The 18,423-nt window shown below is 63.6% G+C and carries 23 protein-coding genes; 8 read left to right on the forward strand and 15 right to left on the reverse strand.

From position 1 onward, the window contains the following. The first annotated feature begins 17 nt into the window (after positions 1–17). Positions 18–572 carry a carboxymuconolactone decarboxylase family protein gene (locus tag BLR13_RS08695; RefSeq protein ID WP_074825457.1) on the forward strand — a complete coding sequence of 185 codons (555 nt, stop codon included), beginning with the start codon at positions 18–20 and terminating at the stop codon, positions 570–572. 1 nt (position 573) lies between these two features. Then, the gene (locus BLR13_RS08700) at positions 574–1,374 is read left to right on the forward strand and encodes an SDR family NAD(P)-dependent oxidoreductase (protein WP_074825455.1); all 801 of its coding nucleotides are present in this window, start codon (positions 574–576) and stop codon (positions 1,372–1,374) included. Here the strand turns inward: BLR13_RS08700 and BLR13_RS08705 are convergent. After that, the gene (locus tag BLR13_RS08705; RefSeq protein WP_074825453.1) at positions 1,322–1,876 is read right to left on the reverse strand and encodes a response regulator; all 555 of its coding nucleotides are present in this window, start codon (positions 1,874–1,876) and stop codon (positions 1,322–1,324) included. The genes BLR13_RS08700 and BLR13_RS08705 overlap by 53 nt on opposite strands. 421 nt (positions 1,877–2,297) lie before the next feature. Here BLR13_RS08705 and BLR13_RS08710 point away from each other — a divergent pair, with 421 nt between their 5' ends. Beyond that, the gene (locus BLR13_RS08710; protein ID WP_074825450.1) at positions 2,298–2,522 is read left to right on the forward strand and encodes a hypothetical protein; all 225 of its coding nucleotides are present in this window, start codon (positions 2,298–2,300) and stop codon (positions 2,520–2,522) included. A gap of 222 nt (positions 2,523–2,744) precedes the next feature. Next, the gene (locus BLR13_RS08715; protein ID WP_074825448.1) at positions 2,745–3,623 is read left to right on the forward strand and encodes a DMT family transporter; all 879 of its coding nucleotides are present in this window, start codon (positions 2,745–2,747) and stop codon (positions 3,621–3,623) included. Positions 3,624–3,639: 16 nt separating this feature from the next. On the opposite strand, the gene BLR13_RS08720 is transcribed toward BLR13_RS08715, so the two are convergent. The 9 genes from BLR13_RS08720 to phnG are packed head-to-tail and all read right to left on the reverse strand — an operon-like array spanning position 3,640 to position 10,609. Next, complete coding sequence (locus tag BLR13_RS08720) at positions 3,640–4,251, reverse strand: pyridoxamine 5'-phosphate oxidase family protein (RefSeq protein WP_074825447.1); 612 nt, start codon at positions 4,249–4,251, stop codon at positions 3,640–3,642. Between the two features lie 14 nt (positions 4,252–4,265). Beyond that, entirely contained in the window at positions 4,266–4,862 is a 597-nt protein-coding gene (gene phnN, locus BLR13_RS08725; RefSeq protein WP_074825445.1) for a phosphonate metabolism protein/1,5-bisphosphokinase (PRPP-forming) PhnN, read from the reverse strand. Beyond that, a complete protein-coding gene (locus tag BLR13_RS08730) occupies positions 4,859–6,010 on the reverse strand; it encodes an alpha-D-ribose 1-methylphosphonate 5-triphosphate diphosphatase (protein WP_074825442.1) in 1,152 nt (383 codons plus the stop codon). Before BLR13_RS08730 ends, phnN begins: the two co-directional genes overlap by 4 nt. A gap of 15 nt (positions 6,011–6,025) precedes the next feature. Then, entirely contained in the window at positions 6,026–6,724 is a 699-nt protein-coding gene (phnL, locus tag BLR13_RS08735) for a phosphonate C-P lyase system protein PhnL (RefSeq protein WP_074825441.1), read from the reverse strand. Between the two features lie 9 nt (positions 6,725–6,733). Beyond that, positions 6,734–7,534 carry a phosphonate C-P lyase system protein PhnK gene (gene phnK / locus BLR13_RS08740; protein ID WP_074825439.1) on the reverse strand — a complete coding sequence of 267 codons (801 nt, stop codon included), beginning with the start codon at positions 7,532–7,534 and terminating at the stop codon, positions 6,734–6,736. Further along, positions 7,527–8,411 carry an alpha-D-ribose 1-methylphosphonate 5-phosphate C-P-lyase PhnJ gene (locus BLR13_RS08745; protein WP_074825437.1) on the reverse strand — a complete coding sequence of 295 codons (885 nt, stop codon included), beginning with the start codon at positions 8,409–8,411 and terminating at the stop codon, positions 7,527–7,529. The genes phnK and BLR13_RS08745 overlap by 8 nt, the downstream gene beginning before the upstream one ends. After that, positions 8,408–9,511: a carbon-phosphorus lyase complex subunit PhnI gene (locus BLR13_RS08750; protein ID WP_074825435.1), complete on the reverse strand. Its 1,104-nt coding sequence runs from the start codon at positions 9,509–9,511 to the stop codon at positions 8,408–8,410. The genes BLR13_RS08745 and BLR13_RS08750 overlap by 4 nt, the downstream gene beginning before the upstream one ends. A 12-nt stretch (positions 9,512–9,523) precedes the next feature. After that, positions 9,524–10,132, reverse strand: a complete 609-nt coding sequence (gene phnH / locus BLR13_RS41050; RefSeq protein ID WP_074825434.1) for a phosphonate C-P lyase system protein PhnH — start codon at positions 10,130–10,132, stop codon at positions 9,524–9,526. 3 nt (positions 10,133–10,135) lie between these two features. Then, positions 10,136–10,609: a phosphonate C-P lyase system protein PhnG gene (gene phnG, locus BLR13_RS41055; protein WP_074825432.1), complete on the reverse strand. Its 474-nt coding sequence runs from the start codon at positions 10,607–10,609 to the stop codon at positions 10,136–10,138. Between the two features lie 124 nt (positions 10,610–10,733). On the opposite strand from phnG, the gene phnF reads away from it, so the two are divergent. Continuing rightward, a complete protein-coding gene (gene phnF, locus BLR13_RS08760; protein WP_074825431.1) occupies positions 10,734–11,462 on the forward strand; it encodes a phosphonate metabolism transcriptional regulator PhnF in 729 nt (242 codons plus the stop codon). Positions 11,463–11,574: 112 nt separating this feature from the next. Here phnF and phnE (BLR13_RS08765) read toward each other — a convergent pair whose 3' ends face one another. The 4 genes from phnE (BLR13_RS08765) to phnC all read right to left on the reverse strand — a co-directional run bounded on the left by phnE (BLR13_RS08765) (position 11,575) and on the right by phnC (position 15,210). Next, on the reverse strand, positions 11,575–12,423 hold the full coding sequence (gene phnE, locus BLR13_RS08765; protein WP_074825429.1) for a phosphonate ABC transporter, permease protein PhnE: 849 nt from the start codon (positions 12,421–12,423) through the stop codon (positions 11,575–11,577). Then, positions 12,420–13,304 (reverse strand): phosphonate ABC transporter, permease protein PhnE, encoded by an 885-nt coding sequence (gene phnE / locus BLR13_RS08770; protein ID WP_074825427.1) that lies wholly within the window; start codon positions 13,302–13,304, stop codon positions 12,420–12,422. Before phnE (BLR13_RS08770) ends, phnE (BLR13_RS08765) begins: the two co-directional genes overlap by 4 nt. An 83-nt stretch (positions 13,305–13,387) precedes the next feature. Beyond that, positions 13,388–14,320 carry a phosphonate ABC transporter substrate-binding protein gene (gene phnD, locus BLR13_RS08775; protein WP_074825425.1) on the reverse strand — a complete coding sequence of 311 codons (933 nt, stop codon included), beginning with the start codon at positions 14,318–14,320 and terminating at the stop codon, positions 13,388–13,390. A 74-nt stretch (positions 14,321–14,394) separates the two neighbouring features. Then, positions 14,395–15,210: a phosphonate ABC transporter ATP-binding protein gene (gene phnC / locus BLR13_RS08780; protein WP_074825423.1), complete on the reverse strand. Its 816-nt coding sequence runs from the start codon at positions 15,208–15,210 to the stop codon at positions 14,395–14,397. A 240-nt stretch (positions 15,211–15,450) separates the two neighbouring features. Here phnC and BLR13_RS08785 point away from each other — a divergent pair, with 240 nt between their 5' ends. The 3 genes from BLR13_RS08785 to BLR13_RS08795 are packed head-to-tail and all read left to right on the forward strand — an operon-like array spanning position 15,451 to position 18,022. Beyond that, positions 15,451–16,119 (forward strand): DapH/DapD/GlmU-related protein, encoded by a 669-nt coding sequence (locus tag BLR13_RS08785; protein ID WP_074825421.1) that lies wholly within the window; start codon positions 15,451–15,453, stop codon positions 16,117–16,119. Next, the gene (locus tag BLR13_RS08790) at positions 16,116–17,306 is read left to right on the forward strand and encodes an alpha-D-ribose 1-methylphosphonate 5-triphosphate diphosphatase (protein WP_074825419.1); all 1,191 of its coding nucleotides are present in this window, start codon (positions 16,116–16,118) and stop codon (positions 17,304–17,306) included. The genes BLR13_RS08785 and BLR13_RS08790 overlap by 4 nt, the downstream gene beginning before the upstream one ends. A 20-nt stretch (positions 17,307–17,326) precedes the next feature. Then, a complete protein-coding gene (locus BLR13_RS08795) occupies positions 17,327–18,022 on the forward strand; it encodes a DUF1045 domain-containing protein (protein ID WP_074831745.1) in 696 nt (231 codons plus the stop codon). Positions 18,023–18,035: 13 nt separating this feature from the next. On the opposite strand, the gene BLR13_RS08800 is transcribed toward BLR13_RS08795, so the two are convergent. Next, a complete protein-coding gene (locus BLR13_RS08800; RefSeq protein ID WP_074825416.1) occupies positions 18,036–18,419 on the reverse strand; it encodes a cupin domain-containing protein in 384 nt (127 codons plus the stop codon). Positions 18,420–18,423 lie beyond the last annotated feature (4 nt).

Genomic DNA, 18,423 nt, shown 5'->3' on the forward strand with positions numbered 1-18,423 from the left:
CAAGGAAAAACAACAAAATGGCCCGCCTGCCCTATCTCGAAGCCGACCAGGTCGCCCCCGAATATCGCGACATGCTCAAGCGCAATACCAACCTGCACAAGCTGCTGGTCAATTCGCCCGACATGGCACGGGCCTTCAACGGCATCGGCGGCTACATCCGCTTCAAGAGCAAGCTCGATCCGCGCTTGCGCGAACTTGCCATCCTCCAGGTCGGCTGGATGGAAAAGTCCGAATACGAGTTCACCCATCACGTGAAGATCGGCAAGGAATTCGGCGTTACCGACGACGACATCAAGGCCATGATGGCCGAGACCGAGGGCAAGCCCTCGAAGCTCGAACCGCTGGCGAAAGCCATCTTGCGTGGCGCCCGCGAGATGGTGCGCGAACTCGCGATGTCGGATGCGACCTTTGCCGAGATCAAAAACGAGTTGTCGGACGAGCACATGACCGATCTGGTGCTCACCATCGCCTTCTACTGCGCCGTCGTCCGCGTGCTCGCGACGATGAAGATGGACAACGAATCCTACTACAAAGAGGTACTGCAACAGTACCCGATCCCGGGAGTGAAATGAAATGCGTCTGAAAGATCGTGTCGCCATCGTCGTCGGCGCCGGCCAAAGCCCCGGTGAAGGCATTGGCAACGGCCGCGCCACCGCGCTGACCTTCGCGCGCGAGGGCGCCAAAGTGCTGTGCGTCGATCACAACCTCGCCTCCGCCCAGGAGACGGTGGACATGATCGCCGCCAAGGGCGGCACCGCGGCCGCGTTCCAGGCCGACGTCACCAAAAATGCCGACCTCAAGGCCATGGTGGCCGACGCCCATGGCCGCTGGGGCCGCATCGACGTGCTGCATAATAATGTCGGCGTCAGCCTGTCCGGCGGCGACGCCGAACTGCTCGATATCACCGAGGAGGCGTTCGACCGCTGCGTCGCGATCAACCTGAAAAGCTGCATCCTCGCCGCCAAGCACGTGATCCCGATCATGCGTCAGCAGAAGAGCGGCGCCATCATCAACATCTCGTCGATGGCCGCCATCACGACCTATCCTTACGTCGCCTACAAGGCGACAAAGTCGGCGATGATCGCCTTCACCGAACAGCTCGCCTATCAGAACGCGCAATACGGCATTCGCGCCAACGTCATTCTGCCCGGCCTGATGAATACGCCGATGGCGGTCGACACCCGCGCCCGCGAGTTCAAGAAGAGCCGCGCCGAGGTCGAGGCCGAACGCGATAGCAAGGTGCCGCTGCGCCAGAAGATGGGCACCGGCTGGGACGTCGCCAACGCCGCGCTGTTTCTGGCGTCCGACGAGGCGAGCTTCGTTACGGGCGTGACGCTGCCTGTTGACGGCGGCGCGAGCGTGCGGCGGGGATAACGTCGGCGCGATGGGCTTCCTTGGTGCGGCCGACAAAGGCGCCGCCCCAGTCGTGGATCGCCGGCAAGCCCTGGATATCCTTGCCCAGGTTGGCAAGGCAAATCCGGAGCGAGGCGAGATCGACCGGCTTCGGCAAGCCCTGCGCTTCAATCCCCAGCGACCTGGCATAAACGCGGGCGGCCGAGCGGCGCCGCGCATCGGTGCCGCTGATGATGATCAGGGCGCCGGCATAACCCGTGCGCACCATGGCACGGCAGACTTCGACACCGTCGCCATCGGCGAGTTCGAGATCGAGGATCACGCAGTCAAAGCCATCGGTCTCCAGATGGCGTATCGCCTCGCCGCACGAGCCCGCGACGGTCATCTCGAACTTGGAACGGCCGGCCGCGCGCTTCATTAACTCCTGCTGCACGACATCGTCGTCGACGATGAGCAGCCGCAGCGGGCGACGCGTGACGCCAGGTTCGAGGTCGGTTCTGGTTGACTGCGGATCGATGGCCATCAAGGTTCTCCTCATTCGGAAGGCAAACCTCGCACACCAATCGTATGAGTGCCGTGAAGTCTTTTGTACGCACTTGGCCGGCCGCTTTAAGCACCTGTGCAGCATGATATCGCAGGCCGAATGCGCGGAATATGCCCGGCTGCGGCGAGCCCGTGTTGTTACGGCTCGGAAAATTCACGTTTGGTTAAGAACCTGGTCATAACGGTTGCCTTAATCGGGGCGATCCTTTTTGACGCCCCCGCTCACGCCATCTGCGCCAGCGTTATTTGTCCGGCGAGCGTGATTCGAAACAATCGATCGATTCCAATGACACGATGATGTGACAGCACGTCACCATCAGTCGAAATCCTGACTCGTTGTGGTCGCACGAAATTCACGTGCGCTCGCTATGAGCGACCCAAGAATTGGGAGTTGAGATACCATGCAAGACGAATTCGACTACGATCTCACGCCCGGCCAGTGGGAAGCGCTGAAAGCCGTTCGCACCTCGGCATCGCGGCGGCCGCCAATCAGCCGCTACACGGTCGACAGCCTGATGGCGCTGGGACTCGTTGCCATGAGCGGCGATGCGCCGGTCATCACACCGACAGGCCGCAAGGTGCTGGTGAGAGGCTCCTCGCAGCTGTTGCTGGATCTCGCCGCGTAGCTGGCCGGACCGGCCTGGCGCGATTTCGGGTTGACCATGGCCCGAATCCAAAGAATATCCTCTCTTAATCGACTGAGTGGCAACTAGGGTTCCGGATGGCTCAAGGCCATCGCCGGTCCGAGCGTTGCGAAAACCGCGATAGCACGCGGCTGCACCCGAGGGACAAAAGCCCAGAGGAGGAGATGTCGAGATCTTGTTCGCGCCTGACGGCACGGAGGTCTCATGTCATTGCTCCCCCTCACGCTCGTTGTCCTCGCTGCATTCATCCATGCAACCTGGAACCTGCTTTCCAAACGTGCCGCGTCGGCCGGCCCGGCATTCGTCTTCGCCTATAACCTCGTCGCCTGCATCGTCTACCTGCCGTGGATGATCTGGCTTCTGGTCTACGGCCAGGTGACGTGGAACTGGCCTGTGGCTGGCTGCCTCGTTCTCAGCGCCATTATTCATCTCGCCTATAGCCTGTGTCTGCAGCGCGGCTATCAGGTCGCGGATCTTTCGGTGGTTTATCCGATTGCGCGCGGCACCGGCCCGATGCTGTCGTCGATCGGGGCGTTCATTCTGCTCCGTGAAACACCCACGACCCAGGGCGTCCTCGGCCTGCTCGCCGTGGTGACCGGGATCGGCTTCATTTCCACGCAAGGTGACCTCACGGCATTTCGGAAGCCACGCGGGCTGGACGGCGTGCGTTGGGGCGCCGCCACCGGCTCGCTGATCGCGGGCTACACCGTGGTCGACGGCTACGGCGTCAAGCTGCTCGGCATTCACCCCGTCGTGCTCGACTGGGTCTCCAATCTGCTGCGCTTCTTCATGCTGGCGCCGATCGTGATGTCGAACTGGGCCAGCGCCAGGCAGAGGATGAAGGGTTACTGGTGGCTGGCAGTCGGGGTCGGCGCGCTCTCGCCGCTGTCCTACATCCTCGTGCTGAGCGCCATCGAGATGGGAGCCCCGCTCAGCCTCGTCGCACCAGCCCGCGAAATGTCGATGATGGTCGGCGCGATGTTCGGGATGCTGATCCTCGGCGAGCGGGTGACGGGGTGGCGGCTGATCGGATGCCTCATCCTGATCGCAGGGGTCATTCTGCTCGGTTCGGCTTCGGCATGACCTGGACAGGCCGCCGTCACCACATCGTCTGACGTGCACGCTCCGGCCATTCGCGGTCGTATTTTTCGCCGCCGACCGTGTTGTCGCTTATCTCGGCCAGAATTTGCCCCGGCGTCGGCAAGGTCATGGGATCGACCCGCTTGTCCGGATTCCAGAGATCGGAGCGCACGATGGCGCGCGCGCACTGGAAATAGATTTCTTCCACCGTCATGACGATGACGGTGCGCGGCGCCTTGCCGTCCATCTTGAAGGACTGCAACAGTTGCGGCTCGGCCGACACATAGCCGCGGCCGTTGACCCGCAGCGTGCTGCCCGAACCGGGGATCAGAAACAGCAGCGCCACGCGCGGATCGCGCACGATGTTGCGCAGGGAATCGCAGCGGTTGTTGCCGCGGCGATCCGGCATCATCAGCGTCTTGTCGTCGTGAACGCGAACGAAACCCGGCAGGTCACCACGCGGCGAGCAATCGAGCCCTTCCGGCCCACCGGTCGCCAGCGCCGCGAACGGCGAAATGTCCATCAGCGCGCGATAGGCCGGCGTGACGCGATCGGCGACCTTGACGGTCGAGGCATCGTTGGGAAAGCCGTAGATGGCCTCGAGCTGCTCGATGGTCGCGACCACAGTCATTGTCGGATATCCTCCTATTCAGCCCACTTCTCGCCTTTGACGATCCGCACGAACTGGCGTGCGTGATATTCGGCGCTGGAGACATTGACGATAGTGACATCGGGCGCGGTCAACGCATCCTCGACCGTGCGGTTGAGCCGCTGATCGAGCCTGCCGTCGCTGCCGCGGGCCCGCAGCGCGATGCGCTCCGCGAGAACGTTCGGCGGCGCGGTGACCAGGACCACCGTGACATCGGCGTAGGTGCTACGCATCGCAGAGATCACGGTGCGCGAGACGTTGACGACCACGGTCCGCCCGGCACGGATATCGTCATCGATCGCGCGCCACAGTGCGTAGCGATGGCCATGGGCTTCCCAATGGAGGGCAAAATGACCGCGCTCCACTGCCTCCTGAAAGGTGCCGGCACTCACCTCTTCATTGTCTTCGGACGCCGAGGTTTCCCGCGTGATCACGCGACGCGGAAACACGATGTTGGGATCCTCGGTGCAGGCGGCCTTGGCGAGACCCAGCAGCGTATCCTTGCCGGCGCCGCTCGGGCCTACGACGAGAACGAGCCGCCCGGGTCCGATCAGGCCGGACTGTCCGGTCGATATGGTCAATGTTTCCGTCATGCGACCCTCTGCCCTTCCCGCCAGACGCTGCGCACCACCGGAATGTCGCGGGCGACATGGACCCGGATCAGATCGGCGCGCTTGCCGGTTGCGATCTCGCCGCGGTCGGTTAACCCGACCGCCTCGGCCGGCGTCTTGGTGACGGTGCGGACGGCGGAAGCCAGATCGATCGCCGGAACGCGCTGCGGCAGCTGCAACGCTGCCATCAAGAGGCTCGACGGGATGTAGTCGGACGACAGGATATCCAACAGTCCCTCGCGGGCGAGATCGACGGCCGCGATATTGCCGGAATGCGATCCGCCGCGCACGACGTTCGGCGCGCCCATCAGGATGCCGATGCCGGCCTGGTGCAGACCGCGCGCGGCCTCCATCGTGGTCGGAAACTCCGCCACCGCGACGCGATCACTGATGGCGTCGGCGACATTTTCTTCCGTCGTATCGTCATGGCTGGCGAGCGGGATCTCGTATTTGTGAGCCAGCGCCACAATCTCGCGCATGTTGGTCGCGGCATAGGCCTTCTGATACGCAAAACGCTTTTCGAACAGCGCATCGAGCTCGGCATCGGTCATCCCGGCGCCCTTGCCGCGATAATAATCGCGCAATTTGCCTTCGTCGCGGAACTGGCGTTGCCCCGGGGTGTGGTCCATCAGCGACATCAGCCGCACATCGGGCCGGTCGATCAGCTCCATGGCTTCCTCGACCACGCTCGGCATCGGAATTTCGCAGCGCAGATGCAGAAAGTGTTCGGCGCGCAGCAAATTGGCGGCACGCGCCGTGGTGATGGCTTCCGCCAGAATGCCGGCACGGCCATCGACATCCTCGGCGCCGTCCTCGCGCCAGACCCGCAGCGAATCCAGCACGGTGGTGATGCCTGACGTCGCCAACTGGCCGTCATAGGAAACCACCGCGGCGATCGGATCCCAGAACACCTTTGGGCGCGGCACGTAGTGCATTTCAAGGTGATCGGTGTGGAGTTCGATCAGGCCGGGCATAATCAGGTCGCCGGCGGCGTCCTCGCTGCCTTTGGGCGCGTCACCCTCGCCGAATTCGGCGATGCGGCCATCTGACATGGCGACCCAGCCGCGCTCGATCACGCGATCGGCCAGCACGACGCGGGCATTGCCCAGAATGGTTTCCGTCGAAGTCATCTCACGTCTCTTTCTTCATGCCGCGGCGGCAAATGATGTCACGTCGACGATCCGGTCGGCGATCAGATGGCGTATCTCGTCGTCATGAACGATGGCGACCATCGCGACGCCCTCGCGCTTCTTCTGGCCGACCAGTTCGACCACGACGGCGCGATTGGCGGCGTCCAGCGAGGCGGTCGGCTCGTCCAGCAGCAGGATCGGCAGATCCGAAATGAACCCGCGGGCGATATTGACCCGCTGCTGTTCGCCGCCCGAAAAGGTCGATGGCGGCAACGCCCACAGCCGCTCCGGAATATTGAGGCGGCGCAGCAAGGCACCGGCCTTTTCCCGGGCGTCGGATCGCGCAATCCCGTTCGCGATCAGCGGCTCGGCCACCACGTCGATCGTCGCCACCCGCGGCACCGCGCGCAAAAACTGGCTGACATAGCCGATGGTGGAGCGGCGTACGCTCAGCACCTGCCGCGGCTCGGCGGTAGCGAGATCAATCACCGAACCCTCATGCCTGATCCCGATCCGCCCGCCGTCGCAGCGGTAATTGCCGAAGATCATCTTCAGGATCGAGGATTTGCCGGCGCCGGACGGTCCCGACAGCACCACGCATTCACCTGATACAACATGGAACGAAACGCCGTGCACCACCGGCAGCTCGATGCAGCCCTGCAGGTGCATGGTAAACGTCTTTTTGGCGTTGGTGATGTCGATCATCGCAGTCATGGTTTCAGCTCACGCCGGCAAAATCGAGGAAACGAGCAACTGGGTGTAGGGCTCGCGGGGATCGTCGAGCACCTGATCGGTCAGCCCGGTCTCGATGACGCGCCCGCCCTTCATCACCATCACGCGGTGCGACAGCAGCCGGGCGACGGCGAGATCATGGGTGACGACGATGGCGGCAAGACCGAGTTCGCTGACCAGGTTGCGCATCAGGTCGAGCAAGCGCGCCTGTACGGAAACATCGAGTCCACCGGTCGGCTCATCCATGAACACCAGACGCGGCTCGGTGACGAGGTTGCGCGCGATCTGCAACCGCTGCCGCATGCCGCCCGAATAGGTTTTCGGCGCATCGTCGATGCGACCGGTATCGATCTCGACCCGCTCCAGCCACGACGACGCGGCATCGCGGATGCGGCCGTAGTGATTCCACCCCACCGCCATCAGCCGCTCGCCGACATTGGCGCCGGCCGAAACTGCCATCCGCAGTCCTTGCGCCGGATCCTGGTGCACATAGCCCCAGTCGGTGCGGAACAAAAAGCGCCGTTCGGCTTCGCCGAGGCCGGCGAGATCGCGCAGCACACCGTCGCGCATCCGGTAGGATACATGCCCCGCACTCGGCGCGAGCTGCGCCGAAAGCAATTGCAGCAGCGTCGTCTTGCCCGAGCCGGACTCGCCGACGATGGCCAGCACTTCGCCCGGATAGAGCACAAACGATACGTCGCGGCAGGCAATCAGCCGGCCATAATTCTTGTCAAGGTCTTTCGCGACCAGCAGCGGCTGGTCGTCGGACGCAGGGGTGCGGAGCTCAACCATGCGCCCTCTCCTTGTGCGGAGCTGCGCTTTCGCTGCCGCGATGGCCGGCAAGCTGGCGGGATTCACAATAGTCCGTGTCGGAACAGACGAACATCCGGCTGCCCTTGTCGTCGGTGACGATCTCGTCGAGATAGGAATCGCCGGCACCGCACAGCGCACAGGGCGCGTCGAACCGGTAGCGCGTGAACGGATGATCCTCGAAGTCGAGCGAAACCACTTCGGTATGCGGCGGGATCGCATAGATGCGCTTCTCGCGGCCGGCGCCGAACAGTTGCAGCGCCGGGCAATTGTCCATCTTCGGATTGTCGAATTTTGGCGTCGGCGACGGATCCATCACGTAGCGCGCATTCACCTTCACCGGATAGGCGTAGGCGGTCGCGATATGGCCGAAGCGTGCGATATCCTCGTACAGCTTGACGTGCATCAGGCCATATTCGCTGAGTGCATGCATGCGCCGCGTCTCGGTCTCGCGCGGCTCGAGGAAGCGCAGCGGCTCCGGGATCGGGACCTGATAGACCAGCACCTGGCCGGCATGCAGCGGTGCCTCGGGAATCCGGTGCCGGGTCTGGATCACGGTCGCCTCCGCTGTCGCGGTGGTCGTCGCGACGCCGGCAGTCTTGCCGAAGAACTTTCGGATCGAGATCGCGTTGGTGGTGTCGTCCGAGCCCTGGTCGATCACCTTCAGCACGTCGTCAGGCCCGAGGATCGCCGCCGTCACCTGCACGCCGCCGGTGCCCCAGCCATAGGGCATCGGCATTTCGCGGCTGGCGAACGGCACCTGATAGCCGGGGATCGCGATGGCTTTCAGAATCGCGCGGCGGATCATCCGCTTGGTCTGTTCGTCGAGATAGGCGAAATTGTAAGCCGGCGCGTTCATTCTGCGGCCTCCTGCATTGGCGGAGCTTCGTTCGCCTCGGCGAATTCCTTGCGCAGCTTGCGCAACAGGCCGAGCTCGGACTGGAAGTCGACGTAATGCGGCAGCTTGAGATGTTCGACGAAGCCGGTCGCCTGGACATTGTCGGAGTGCGACATCACGAACTCCTCGTCCTGGGCTGGTGCTGCCACCTCCTCGCCGAGTTCGCGGGCGCGCAACGAGCGATCTACCAGCGCCATCGACATGGTCTTGCGTTCGCTCTGCCCGAAGGCCAGACCATATCCGCGCGTGAAGCACGGCGCTTCGGTGGCCGAACCCTTGAACTGGTTGACCATCTGGCATTCGGTCATCGCGATCGGACCCAGCGGCACGGCGAAACCGGCATCCTCGGCCATGAACTCGACCGCGACCTCGCCGAAGCGGATTTCGCCCGCGAACGGATGGTTGCGGCCGTAGCCGCGCTGCGTCGAATAGCCCAGCGCCAGCAGAAACCCTTCGTCGGCGCGCGCGAGATTTTGCAGGCGCAGGTCGCGATCGGCCGGGAAATCGAGCGGCTCCCGCGTCAGGTCGCCGACGGGTTTGTCGGCATCCGCCTCGGGCGAGGTCTCGATCAGCCCGTCGCGGCCGAGAATGTCGGTCACCCGCGGCGTCGCCGCCGTCGATGCCTCGCCCGTCGCCGGCTCTTCAGGCGTGAACCCTTCCGCAAGCTGCGGATCGAGCAGACGATGGGTGTAATCGAAGGTGGGGCCGAGGATCTGCCCGCCCGGAATATCCTTGAAGGTCGAGGAGATCCGGCGACGCACCCGCATCGCGCCGGTATCGACCGGCTCGGTCGCGCCGAAGCGCGGCAGCGTGGCGCGGAAAGCGCGGACCAGGAAGATCGCCTCGATCATGTCGCCGCGCGCCTGCTTCATAGCAAGTGACGCAAGTTCGCGGTCGTACAGCGAGCCTTCGGTCATGACGCGATCCACGCCGAGCGAGAGCTGGCCGGAGATCTGGTCCAATGACAGTTCGGGAACATCGCGGTCGCCACGCCGCTCATGCGCCAGCAGGCGATGGGCGTTTTCAATGGCGCGCTCGCCGCCTTTGACCGCTACATACATGCTCAGTCTCCCTCAATCGCCTTTGGCGACCAGCCGTGTCGTGCGCGGTATCGCGACAATGGCGTCGTCATGAACCAGCACCACGTCGATGCCGCGCGGAAACAGCGCGGAATTGACGGCGAGCCGCCCGAACAGGTCATGCGGCTCGATCTCGGCCCGCAAGATTGCCGTGCCGTCGATGCCGGGGCCGCGCAATTCGAAAACCGTGCCTTGCGTCAGGCTCCCGACCTGCAGGATCAGCGTCGTGGAACGGTCCGGATATTCGTTGCTGCCGAACGCGAAGCGATCGAGCGGCGGCAGATTTGCGGGATCGCCGACCAACGCAAAGCTCGCGATCGAGGAATCCGCGATCACAGGCGCGCTGGTATGGAACTTGAGCCATTTGGAAACATCTGTGGTCGCCGACATCGCCGGATCCAGCCAGATCGGCGTGTCGTGGTCGAACAGGGTCAGCGCAATGGCAGCGGCGCCGCGCATCATCGCGGCCGGCGTGCCGGCGCCGGACAGGATGCGCTGGACGCTGCCCGGGCGCGCCATCGCATCCATGACCGATCGGAAGGTCGATTGCGCCGACAACACCTTGTCGGCAAATCCTGCGGGCAGTTCGGCAACCGTCGTCATGTCTCACCCCTCCCCGCGCACCAGCGTGTAGAAATCGACCCGCGTCGCCGCGGCCTCCGCGGCCTTGCGGTTCCGCTCCGCGATGACAGCCGCTCGCAGCGGCGCGACCACTTTGGCTTCCACGATTTCCGCGAATTCAACCGATTGCACCATGGCGTCGCACAGCGCGATCATCTGCGCCTTCTGCCGGTCGCGGCCGAGCGTGTAGCCGAAGCCGACTTCGCCGGTCGAAAGCCGCACCGCCGCGCGCGATACCGTGGCTTCGCCAAGATTGAACGGTGCGCCATCGCCGCCGACGCGGCCGCGCACCATGACGAGGCCATTCTCGGGTTCGCGCAAATTCTCGTGCGCCGGCAAACCGATGGCCTCGAGCCGACCCGATATCTCGGCCGCATCGGCGTACGCCAGCACCGCCATGACGGCCTTGCGCCGCGCCTGGCCCACGCTCTCGCTTCCCTGACTTTCGTCGCTCGTCATCGTATCGGCCTTGCCGGAATCAAGTTGTCTATGGTACTAGACAACTTGATAACGAAACGCCATGAAAGTTTCGTGACAATGAGGTGATTTTTCCCGATGGCTGATTTCGCGCCATGAGCACGACATGAGCATGCAGGACTCCGCCTCCGGCGTGGCCCTGTGGCGGCAGGTCGCCGACGGCATCGAGCGCGGCATCGCCGACGGCCGCTTTGCCGCGGGCGAAAAGCTGCCGGGCGAGATGGAGATCGCCGAAACCTACCGGGTCAACCGCCACACCGTGCGCCGCGCGCTCGCGACGCTCGCCGAACGCGGGCTGGTGCGGGCCGAACGTGGCAGCGGTACTTATGTCGAGGCGCAACGCCTCGCTTATCCGCTACGCTCACGGACGCGGTTTTCCGAAATCGTCGGCGCCGGCGGACAGGAACCGCGCGGCCAATTGATCGACGCCTCCGAAGACGTCGCGACCCGGGAACTCGCGCGCGAACTGGGCTTGAAGACCGGCGCACCGCTGATCCGGATCGAATCGGTTCGATCCGCCGACCGCACGCCGATCTGCGTCAGCACCACCTGGCTTTCCGCCGAACGTTTCCCCGACGCCGGAAAAGTCTTCGCCAACCTGCGCTCGATGACCAAGCTGCTGGCGCATTATGGCGTCGGTGACTTCAGCCGCGCATCGACCAGGATCACCGCGGCCATCGCTGATGCGACCGACGCCGCACGGCTGGACCTGGCGCTCGGGCGTCCGGTGCTCGTGGTCGACAGCACCGACGTCGATACCGGCGGCAAGCCGCTGGTGACCAAGCGCTCGCGCTTCGCCGCCGAGCGGGTCGAGTTTTTGGTGGAGAATAGTTAGATCGTTTTCGAATTCGTAGGGTGGGCAAAGCGAAGCGTGCCCACCATTCAGGTACCTTTTGGGATGATGGTGGGCACGGCGCTCGCGCGCCTTTGCCCACCCTACGGCCTGATCAAGCCACCGCGCGCCGGCCGATGATGGCAAAGCGCAGTTTGGTTGAAATCCAGTCGATCGCGGCCACCGCGATCAAAATCATCAGGATCAGGAACGAGACCTTCTGCCATTCCAGCACGCGGATCTGCTCGGCCAGTTGCAGGCCGATGCCGCCGGCGCCGACGATGCCGATGATGGTGGCCGAGCGGGTGTTCGACTCGATGAAATACAGCACCTGCCCCGCGATCACGGGCAGCACCTGCGGCATCAGGCCGAAGCGTATCTCGTGCAGCGCGTTGCCGCCGGAGGCCCTGATGCCCTCGACCTGCTTTTTGTCCGCAGCCTCGATGGCTTCCGAGAACAATTTTCCGAACGCGCCGAAATCCGACACCGCAATCGCCAGCACGCCGGCGAACGGACCGAGACCGACGACGTTGATCCAGACCAGCGCCCAGATCAGCGTGTCGACGCCGCGGATCGAATCCAGAAACCGGCGTACCGGAAAGCGGATGAAACTGGAGGGAACGATGTTGCGCGCCGCCAGCAGGCTGACCGGCAATGCCATGATGGCGGCGAGCGTGGTTCCGAGCAGCGCGATCGACAGGGTTTCGCCCAACGCGGAAAGATAGAGCGGCAGCGACGATCCGGGATCGGGCGGGATCATCATCAGCGTGATCCAGCCGAGCTGATGCATTCCGTTGAACAGTTTCGACGGCGAGAAATCCAGATCGACCAGACCGAAAACGAAAATGGCGAAGGCGCCAACGATCATCGCCGGCATGGCAAGGCGCGCCGACGCCGGTCGTTCGAAAATGTCGGGATATTTCGCCCGCAACTGTTCCCGGTCCGGCTTCGGCAACTGGCTCATGACCTGATGTCCTTGCCGAACAGCCGGCCGCGCATCCACCCGGTGCCGATGTCGATGATGAAGACCGTGGCGATGATGGTCACCAGGATCGCGCTGACGTCGGAATAGTAAAATTTCCGGATCGCGACCACCAGTTCCTGCCCGATGCCGCCGGCGCCGACGAAACCCATCACCGATGCCTCGCGGACGTTGATCTCGAAGCGCAGCAGCGCATAGCTGGCGTAGCCCGCCGACACCTGCGGTAGCACGGCAAAGCGCATGCAGGACAGCCAGCTCGCGCCGGTCGAGCGCACGCCTTCGACCGGTTTCATGTCGGCGTTTTCGACGATCTCGGAGAACAGCTTCCCAAGCGCACCGGTCGAGTGGATCGCAATCGCCAGCACGCCGGCCATCGGGCCGAGGCCGAAGGCGATGACGAAGATCAATGCGAACACGATGCCGGGAACGGTGCGGGCGAATTCCAAGAGACGCCGCACGGTAAAGCGCAGCCACGGACCCGGCGAGGTGTTTTGCGCGGCGAAGAAGTTCAGCGCAAACGCCAGCACCGCACCCATCAGGGTGCCTACATAGCTGATCAGGATGGTTTCGCCGAGCAGCCAGAGCCATTTGCGCCAGCCCCAGAACCACTCACCGACGTTGGTCCAGACCCGGGTGCCGTCTTCCAGCGTGAAGATGCGGTCGAAATAGCTGAGAAAGTTTCCGAAGAACTTGAAGAACGTGCGCAGATTGACTTCGGCGCCGATGGCCGCGACGATCAGCGCTGCGAAAAATACCGCCGCCGCCAACGTCACCCGCAGCCGCTTGCGCGACACCGCCGCGCGATAGGCGTCGTTGAGGGCGGCCAGTTGTGGCTCTGGAAGAATGGATACGGCGGAGGTCATCGAGGTTAGCTATTCCGGTTGGAAATCAGGACGGAAAAAGGCCGGGTCGCTATGACCCGGCCTGTACTCGCTCCGCCAATCGATCAGGACGCCTTCTTGCGAAGGTTGTCCACGAACTTGATCAACTCGATGGTCTTGTCGTAGTCGGCGTTGCCAATCGGCGCCCACGGCAGGTTCTTGCCATCGGAGAGCTTTTTGAATGCTTCCTTGTCCTTCTCGGGGGCATCAAGGAACGCCTTCTTGATCGCGGCCTTCATATCGTCGGGCAAATCGCTGAGATAGGCGTAGGGCGAGTTGATGATGAGGTCGGACTTCACGATGACGCGGAAGTCTTCCTTCTTCAACGGCGTGCCGTCGCTCGACTTCACCATGTTCTTGGCGAGCATGCGCGTCAGGTTCGAATCGTCCTCCGCATTCCACCAGTTGGCGGCGACGTCCACGGTACCCTGCGCCAGAGCCAGCACGGCATTCTCATGGCTGCCGGTGAAGATCACCTTGGAGAAGTAGGTATCGGGGTCGACACCCAATTGGTTCATCTTGAAGCGCGGCATGTTGTTGCCGGAGGTGGAGTTCGGGTCGACCAGACCGAGATTCTTTCCCTTCAGGTCTTCCAGCTTCTGGTATGGGCTCTTCGCCAGCACATAGAACACCGAATAATAGCCCTTGGAACCGTCGGCGTTGACGTCGATCACGAAGGCGTCGGTCTTTACACCGGTGACGCGGGCGCGCGCGAACGACGCCGGACCGTAGTAACCGATCTGGATGTTGCCGGCGCGCTGTCCCTCGATCACCGCGGCGTAGTCATTGGCGACTCGCAGGTTGACCTTGATGCCGAGCTCTTTCGACAGATAGTTCACGAACGGCGTGAACCGCTCGGTAACGCCCGAACCGTTCTCCGCCGGAATCACCGCGAAGGTGATTTCCGGATATTTCGTCTTCCAATCCTCGGCGGATGCGCCGGAAGCGGAGAACGCCAGCGCGGCGGCGCCGGCCAGAACGATGCGACGATTGATCATGATATGCCCTCTTGTTGTGGATACGCCTATCGGCCGGTGCAGGTCTGCAACGACCGCCTGTACAGAAAGGAAACTCAGGCCGCGGCGGCGGTGCCGAGCGCGGGAACGCCTGAAACTACGGGAGCCTCGACCGGCGCACCGCCCATGACGTCATTGGCCTCGAGATCGTAGAGTTCGCGCGCGATCAGGTCGGTCAGAACAGCCGGCGCGCCGTCGAACACCACCCGGCCCGCGGACATGCCGATCAGGCGATCGCAGTAGTTTCGCGCCAGATCGAGCGAGTGCAGGTTGCAGATCACGGTGATGCCGAAATGCTTGTTGATGCGCAGCAGCGCATCCATCACGATCCGCGTATTGCGGGGATCAAGCGAGGCGATCGGCTCGTCGGCGAGAATGATGTCGGGCTCCTGCACCAGCGCGCGCGCGATCGCGACCCGCTGCTGCTGGCCGCCGGAGAGCTGGTCGGCGCGCTGCGCCGCGAGCGAGGCCATGTCGAATTGCTCCAGCGCCGACATTGCCAGCGCCCTGTCCTGTTCCGGCCAAGTTTGCGTCAGCGAACGCCAGGACGGGATGTCGGCAAGCCGCCCCATCAATACGTTGGTGAGTACATCGAGCCTGCCGACCAGATTGAACTGCTGAAAGATCATCGCCGAGCGCGCGCGCCACTGCCGCAGCTTCTTGCCCCGCAGCGCGGTCACGTCGACGCCTTCGAACAGGATGCGGCCTTCGGAAGGCTCGGCAAGACGATTGATCATCCGCAGCAGCGTCGACTTGCCGGCGCCGGAACGGCCGATCACGCCGACGAAGCTGCCGGGTGCGATTGAAAACGACGCATTATCCACCGCGGCTTTTGTGCCGAAACGGCACGTCAAACCTTCAACCACCAGCATGCAGGACTCCAGACGCCAAGGCTCAGATACGAAGGCTCAGATGCCAAGTCGTGAACCATCGCTATCGGCTGGATATTTCAGTTGTGTGACATCGGCGCTGCGCTGCGACGATCGTCCACACCCGAGAAGTCAGTCATGCAATCGTCATGACGTTGTCATGAAGTGTCTTGATGACGTGCGCACTACCCGCACCTCTGAGGTGCGCACTACCCGCACCTCGGACTGCCGAAGGGAATGCAGATGGCCGGCAAGACGCTTTCCACCGAACCGACAATCGATCCCACGGCGTCGGTACGCGAAAGCAAGCTCGGCGCCTATACCGAGGTCGGCGCGCGGACCATCCTGCTCGAAGTCGCGATGGACGACTATTCCTATGTCGTCAACGACGCCCAGATCACCTACACCACGATCGGAAAGTTCTGCTCGATCGCGGCGATGACGCGGATCAACCCGGGTAATCACCCGATGCACCGCGCCACGCAGGCGCACTTCACCTATCGCGCCAGCGCCTATTTTCCCGGCGAGCCTGACGACGCCGCGTTCTTTGCATGGCGGCGCGAGCACCACGTTCACATCGGCCACGACGTCTGGATCGGGCATGGCGCGGTGATCCTGCCGGGCCGCAGCATCGGGACCGGCGCCGTGGTCGCCGCCGGTGCGATCGTGACCAAGGACGTCCCGGCCTACAGCATTGTCGGCGGCAATCCGGCACGCGTCATCAAGCGGCGGTTTCCGGAACGGGTCGCCGACCGGCTGGCGGCACTCGCGTGGTGGCAATGGGACCATGAGACGCTGCGTCGAGCCCTGCCCGACTTCCGCAAGCTCGACATCGAAGGCTTTCTCGAAAAATACGAGGCGGAAGCCGTTACCGCCCGTGGACCCCTCAGACATCAAGGCGCCGCATCGTGACCGACATGTTGATTGAAGGCGGCCGGGTCTTGCTCGGCCAGGAAATTGTTGAAACCACGCTCCGGCTAGCAGGCCGCGAGATCGTTTCGGTTGGTTCAGATCACAGCCGCGGCTCGTCCGGCATCGATGCCGATGGTCTGCTGGTGCTGCCCGGAATCGTCGACCTCCATGGCGACGCCTTCGAGCGACAGATGATGCCCCGCCCCGGCGTCGACTTCCCCATCGACGTGGCGCTTGTCGACAGCGACCGCCAGGCGATCAGCAACGGCATCACCACCGTCTTTCACGCCACCACTTGGTCGTGGGAACCCGGCCTGCGCAGCGCTGACAACGCCGGGCGCCTGCTGGAAGCGATCGAGGCGATGCGGCCGCAACTTGCCGCCGACACCCGCTTCCATCTGCGCCACGAGACCTACAATCTCGATGCCGAGACCGAGATCATGGAATGGCTGGCCGAAGGGCGCGTCGACCTGTTCGCCTTCAACGACCATATGGATTCGACCGTCGCCAGCCTTGCCAAGCCGCAGAAGCGCAGCCGCATGATGGAACGCACCGGTCTTTCGGGCGAAGCCTTCGATTGCCTGGTGGAACGCGTGGTCGCCCGCGCCCATGACGTACCGGCCTCGATCGCCCGGCTGGCGCAGGCCGCGCGCGACGCCAATGTGCGGATGCTGTCACATGACGACGACAGCCCGGAGATGCGCAGGGCATTCCGGTCGCACGGCGTCGGCATCGCCGAATTTCCGGTTAACGAGGAAACCGCGCGCGAAGCGGCGAGTGCCGGCGACTTCATCGTATTCGGAGCTCCCAATGTCGTGCGCGGCGGCAGCCATACCGGCTGGACCAGGGCTTCCGACATGATCGCCAAGGGACTATGTTCGGTGCTGGCCTCCGACTATTACTATCCGGCGCCATTGCTGGCGGCATTTCGCCTCGCCGCCGATGGCGTGCTGCCTTTGGCCGAGGCCTGGCAATTGATCTCGTCCGCGCCGGCGCAAGCCGTCGGCCTGACCGATCGCGGCACGCTCGCCGCGGCGCAGCGCGCCGACATCCTGCTGGTCGACAACACGCTGCCGCTGCGGCCGCGAATCGTCGCGGTGATATCAGCCGGACGTCTGGTGCATCTGACCGAGGCCAACCGCCTCGCGCATGCGCCCGTCGCACGCAAGGCAGTTGCGGCCGCGTGACGCGGCTCTATTCTGGCACGATGGCAACTTACCCCCGTTACGCAATCTATTACGCCGACGCACCCGACAGCACGCTCGACCGCTTCGGCGCGTCGTTGCTCGGTTACGATGCCTATGGCGGCGAAGAGCTGCCGTTTCCCGACGGGGTCCCGCCGGACTGGCGCGAACTGACGCAGGATCCCCGCAAATACGGCTTTCACGCCACGCTGAAGGCCCCGATGACGCTGGCGCCAGGCCGAACCGAAGCCCAGCTTGTTGCAGCTTGCGAACTGTTTGCCGATGCGGCGCGGCCGGTCCCCCTGATCAGGCCGGTGGTCGGCTCCATCAGCGGTTTTATTGCCGTAATCCCGGCCGAACCGTCCCCCGAGCTCGAGCGATTGGCGGCCGATTGCACCCGCGCCTTCGACTTCTTCCGCGCACCGCTGACGCCGGAAGATCGTGCGCGGCGCAACCCGGCAAAGCTGACGGCGCGGCAATGTGGCTATCTGGACCGCTGGGGCTACCCTTATGTGATGGAAGAGTTTCGCTTTCACATGACGCTGACCGGGCGGCTGCCCGCCGAGCGGCGCGGCGCCGTGGTGGCGATGCTGCAAAGCCGTTTTGTCGCGATCGAGGTTGCGACGCTGGAGATCGACCGGATCGCCCTGTTCCGCCAGGACGACACAGCGTCCCGCTTTGGGATCATCGGCCACTGGCCGTTGCGCGCCAGCAGCTAAGACGCGCGGCGCGTCACACCGGCTTTTCGTCGTCCGTCACCGGCGAGGTGATCACCAGGAACACCAGATCGGTCAGCCCCGAATTCGAAATCGCGTGTTCGACGCCGGGCGGCAGGAAGATGAAGTCATGCTTGCGCACGACATGATTCTTGCCTGCAATCTCCATCAGCCCTTCGCCCTCGAGCACGTGATAGATCTGTTCCTGAACCTGATGCTTGTGGCGCGCGACATGCGCCATCGGCTGGTACATCGAGATGCGGTAATCAATGTAACGCGAGCCCGCCGTCTCCGGCATCACCAGCGGTTTCGACAGCGCGCCGCCGAAATGATTGGGGAATTCGCGCCACGGCACTTCGGCGATATTGCGAATGAAGGCGCCGTTGTTGTCTGAAGCCATGGTT

The sequence above is a fragment of the Bradyrhizobium ottawaense genome (genome assembly GCF_900099825.1).
Lineage (GTDB): Bacteria > Pseudomonadota > Alphaproteobacteria > Rhizobiales > Xanthobacteraceae > Bradyrhizobium > Bradyrhizobium ottawaense_A.

What these genes read in the sequence shown, in the direction of transcription:
- BLR13_RS08730 (WP_074825442.1), bottom strand. Translation starts at nt 6,010, where the DNA reads ATGACTTCGACGGAAACCATTCTGGGCAATGCCCGCGTCGTGCTGGCC.
- phnF (WP_074825431.1), top strand. Translation starts at nt 10,734, where the DNA reads ATGAGCATGCAGGACTCCGCCTCCGGCGTGGCCCTGTGGCGGCAGGTC.
- phnH (WP_074825434.1), bottom strand. Translation starts at nt 10,132, where the DNA reads ATGACGACGGTTGCCGAACTGCCCGCAGGATTTGCCGACAAGGTGTTG.
- phnC (WP_074825423.1), bottom strand. Translation starts at nt 15,210, where the DNA reads ATGCTGGTGGTTGAAGGTTTGACGTGCCGTTTCGGCACAAAAGCCGCG.
- BLR13_RS08785 (WP_074825421.1), top strand. Translation starts at nt 15,451, where the DNA reads ATGGCCGGCAAGACGCTTTCCACCGAACCGACAATCGATCCCACGGCG.
- BLR13_RS08800 (WP_074825416.1), bottom strand. Translation starts at nt 18,419, where the DNA reads ATGGCTTCAGACAACAACGGCGCCTTCATTCGCAATATCGCCGAAGTG.
- BLR13_RS08795 (WP_074831745.1), top strand. Translation starts at nt 17,327, where the DNA reads ATGGCAACTTACCCCCGTTACGCAATCTATTACGCCGACGCACCCGAC.
- BLR13_RS08700 (WP_074825455.1), top strand. Translation starts at nt 574, where the DNA reads ATGCGTCTGAAAGATCGTGTCGCCATCGTCGTCGGCGCCGGCCAAAGC.
- phnG (WP_074825432.1), bottom strand. Translation starts at nt 10,609, where the DNA reads ATGACGAGCGACGAAAGTCAGGGAAGCGAGAGCGTGGGCCAGGCGCGG.
- BLR13_RS08710 (WP_074825450.1), top strand. Translation starts at nt 2,298, where the DNA reads ATGCAAGACGAATTCGACTACGATCTCACGCCCGGCCAGTGGGAAGCG.
- phnN (WP_074825445.1), bottom strand. Translation starts at nt 4,862, where the DNA reads ATGACGGAAACATTGACCATATCGACCGGACAGTCCGGCCTGATCGGA.
- BLR13_RS08715 (WP_074825448.1), top strand. Translation starts at nt 2,745, where the DNA reads ATGTCATTGCTCCCCCTCACGCTCGTTGTCCTCGCTGCATTCATCCAT.
- BLR13_RS08745 (WP_074825437.1), bottom strand. Translation starts at nt 8,411, where the DNA reads ATGAACGCGCCGGCTTACAATTTCGCCTATCTCGACGAACAGACCAAG.
- BLR13_RS08705 (WP_074825453.1), bottom strand. Translation starts at nt 1,876, where the DNA reads ATGGCCATCGATCCGCAGTCAACCAGAACCGACCTCGAACCTGGCGTC.
- phnE (WP_074825429.1), bottom strand. Translation starts at nt 12,423, where the DNA reads ATGAGCCAGTTGCCGAAGCCGGACCGGGAACAGTTGCGGGCGAAATAT.
- BLR13_RS08695 (WP_074825457.1), top strand. Translation starts at nt 18, where the DNA reads ATGGCCCGCCTGCCCTATCTCGAAGCCGACCAGGTCGCCCCCGAATAT.
- phnL (WP_074825441.1), bottom strand. Translation starts at nt 6,724, where the DNA reads ATGACTGCGATGATCGACATCACCAACGCCAAAAAGACGTTTACCATG.
- BLR13_RS08750 (WP_074825435.1), bottom strand. Translation starts at nt 9,511, where the DNA reads ATGTATGTAGCGGTCAAAGGCGGCGAGCGCGCCATTGAAAACGCCCAT.
- phnK (WP_074825439.1), bottom strand. Translation starts at nt 7,534, where the DNA reads ATGGTTGAGCTCCGCACCCCTGCGTCCGACGACCAGCCGCTGCTGGTC.
- BLR13_RS08720 (WP_074825447.1), bottom strand. Translation starts at nt 4,251, where the DNA reads ATGACTGTGGTCGCGACCATCGAGCAGCTCGAGGCCATCTACGGCTTT.
- phnD (WP_074825425.1), bottom strand. Translation starts at nt 14,320, where the DNA reads ATGATCAATCGTCGCATCGTTCTGGCCGGCGCCGCCGCGCTGGCGTTC.
- phnE (WP_074825427.1), bottom strand. Translation starts at nt 13,304, where the DNA reads ATGACCTCCGCCGTATCCATTCTTCCAGAGCCACAACTGGCCGCCCTC.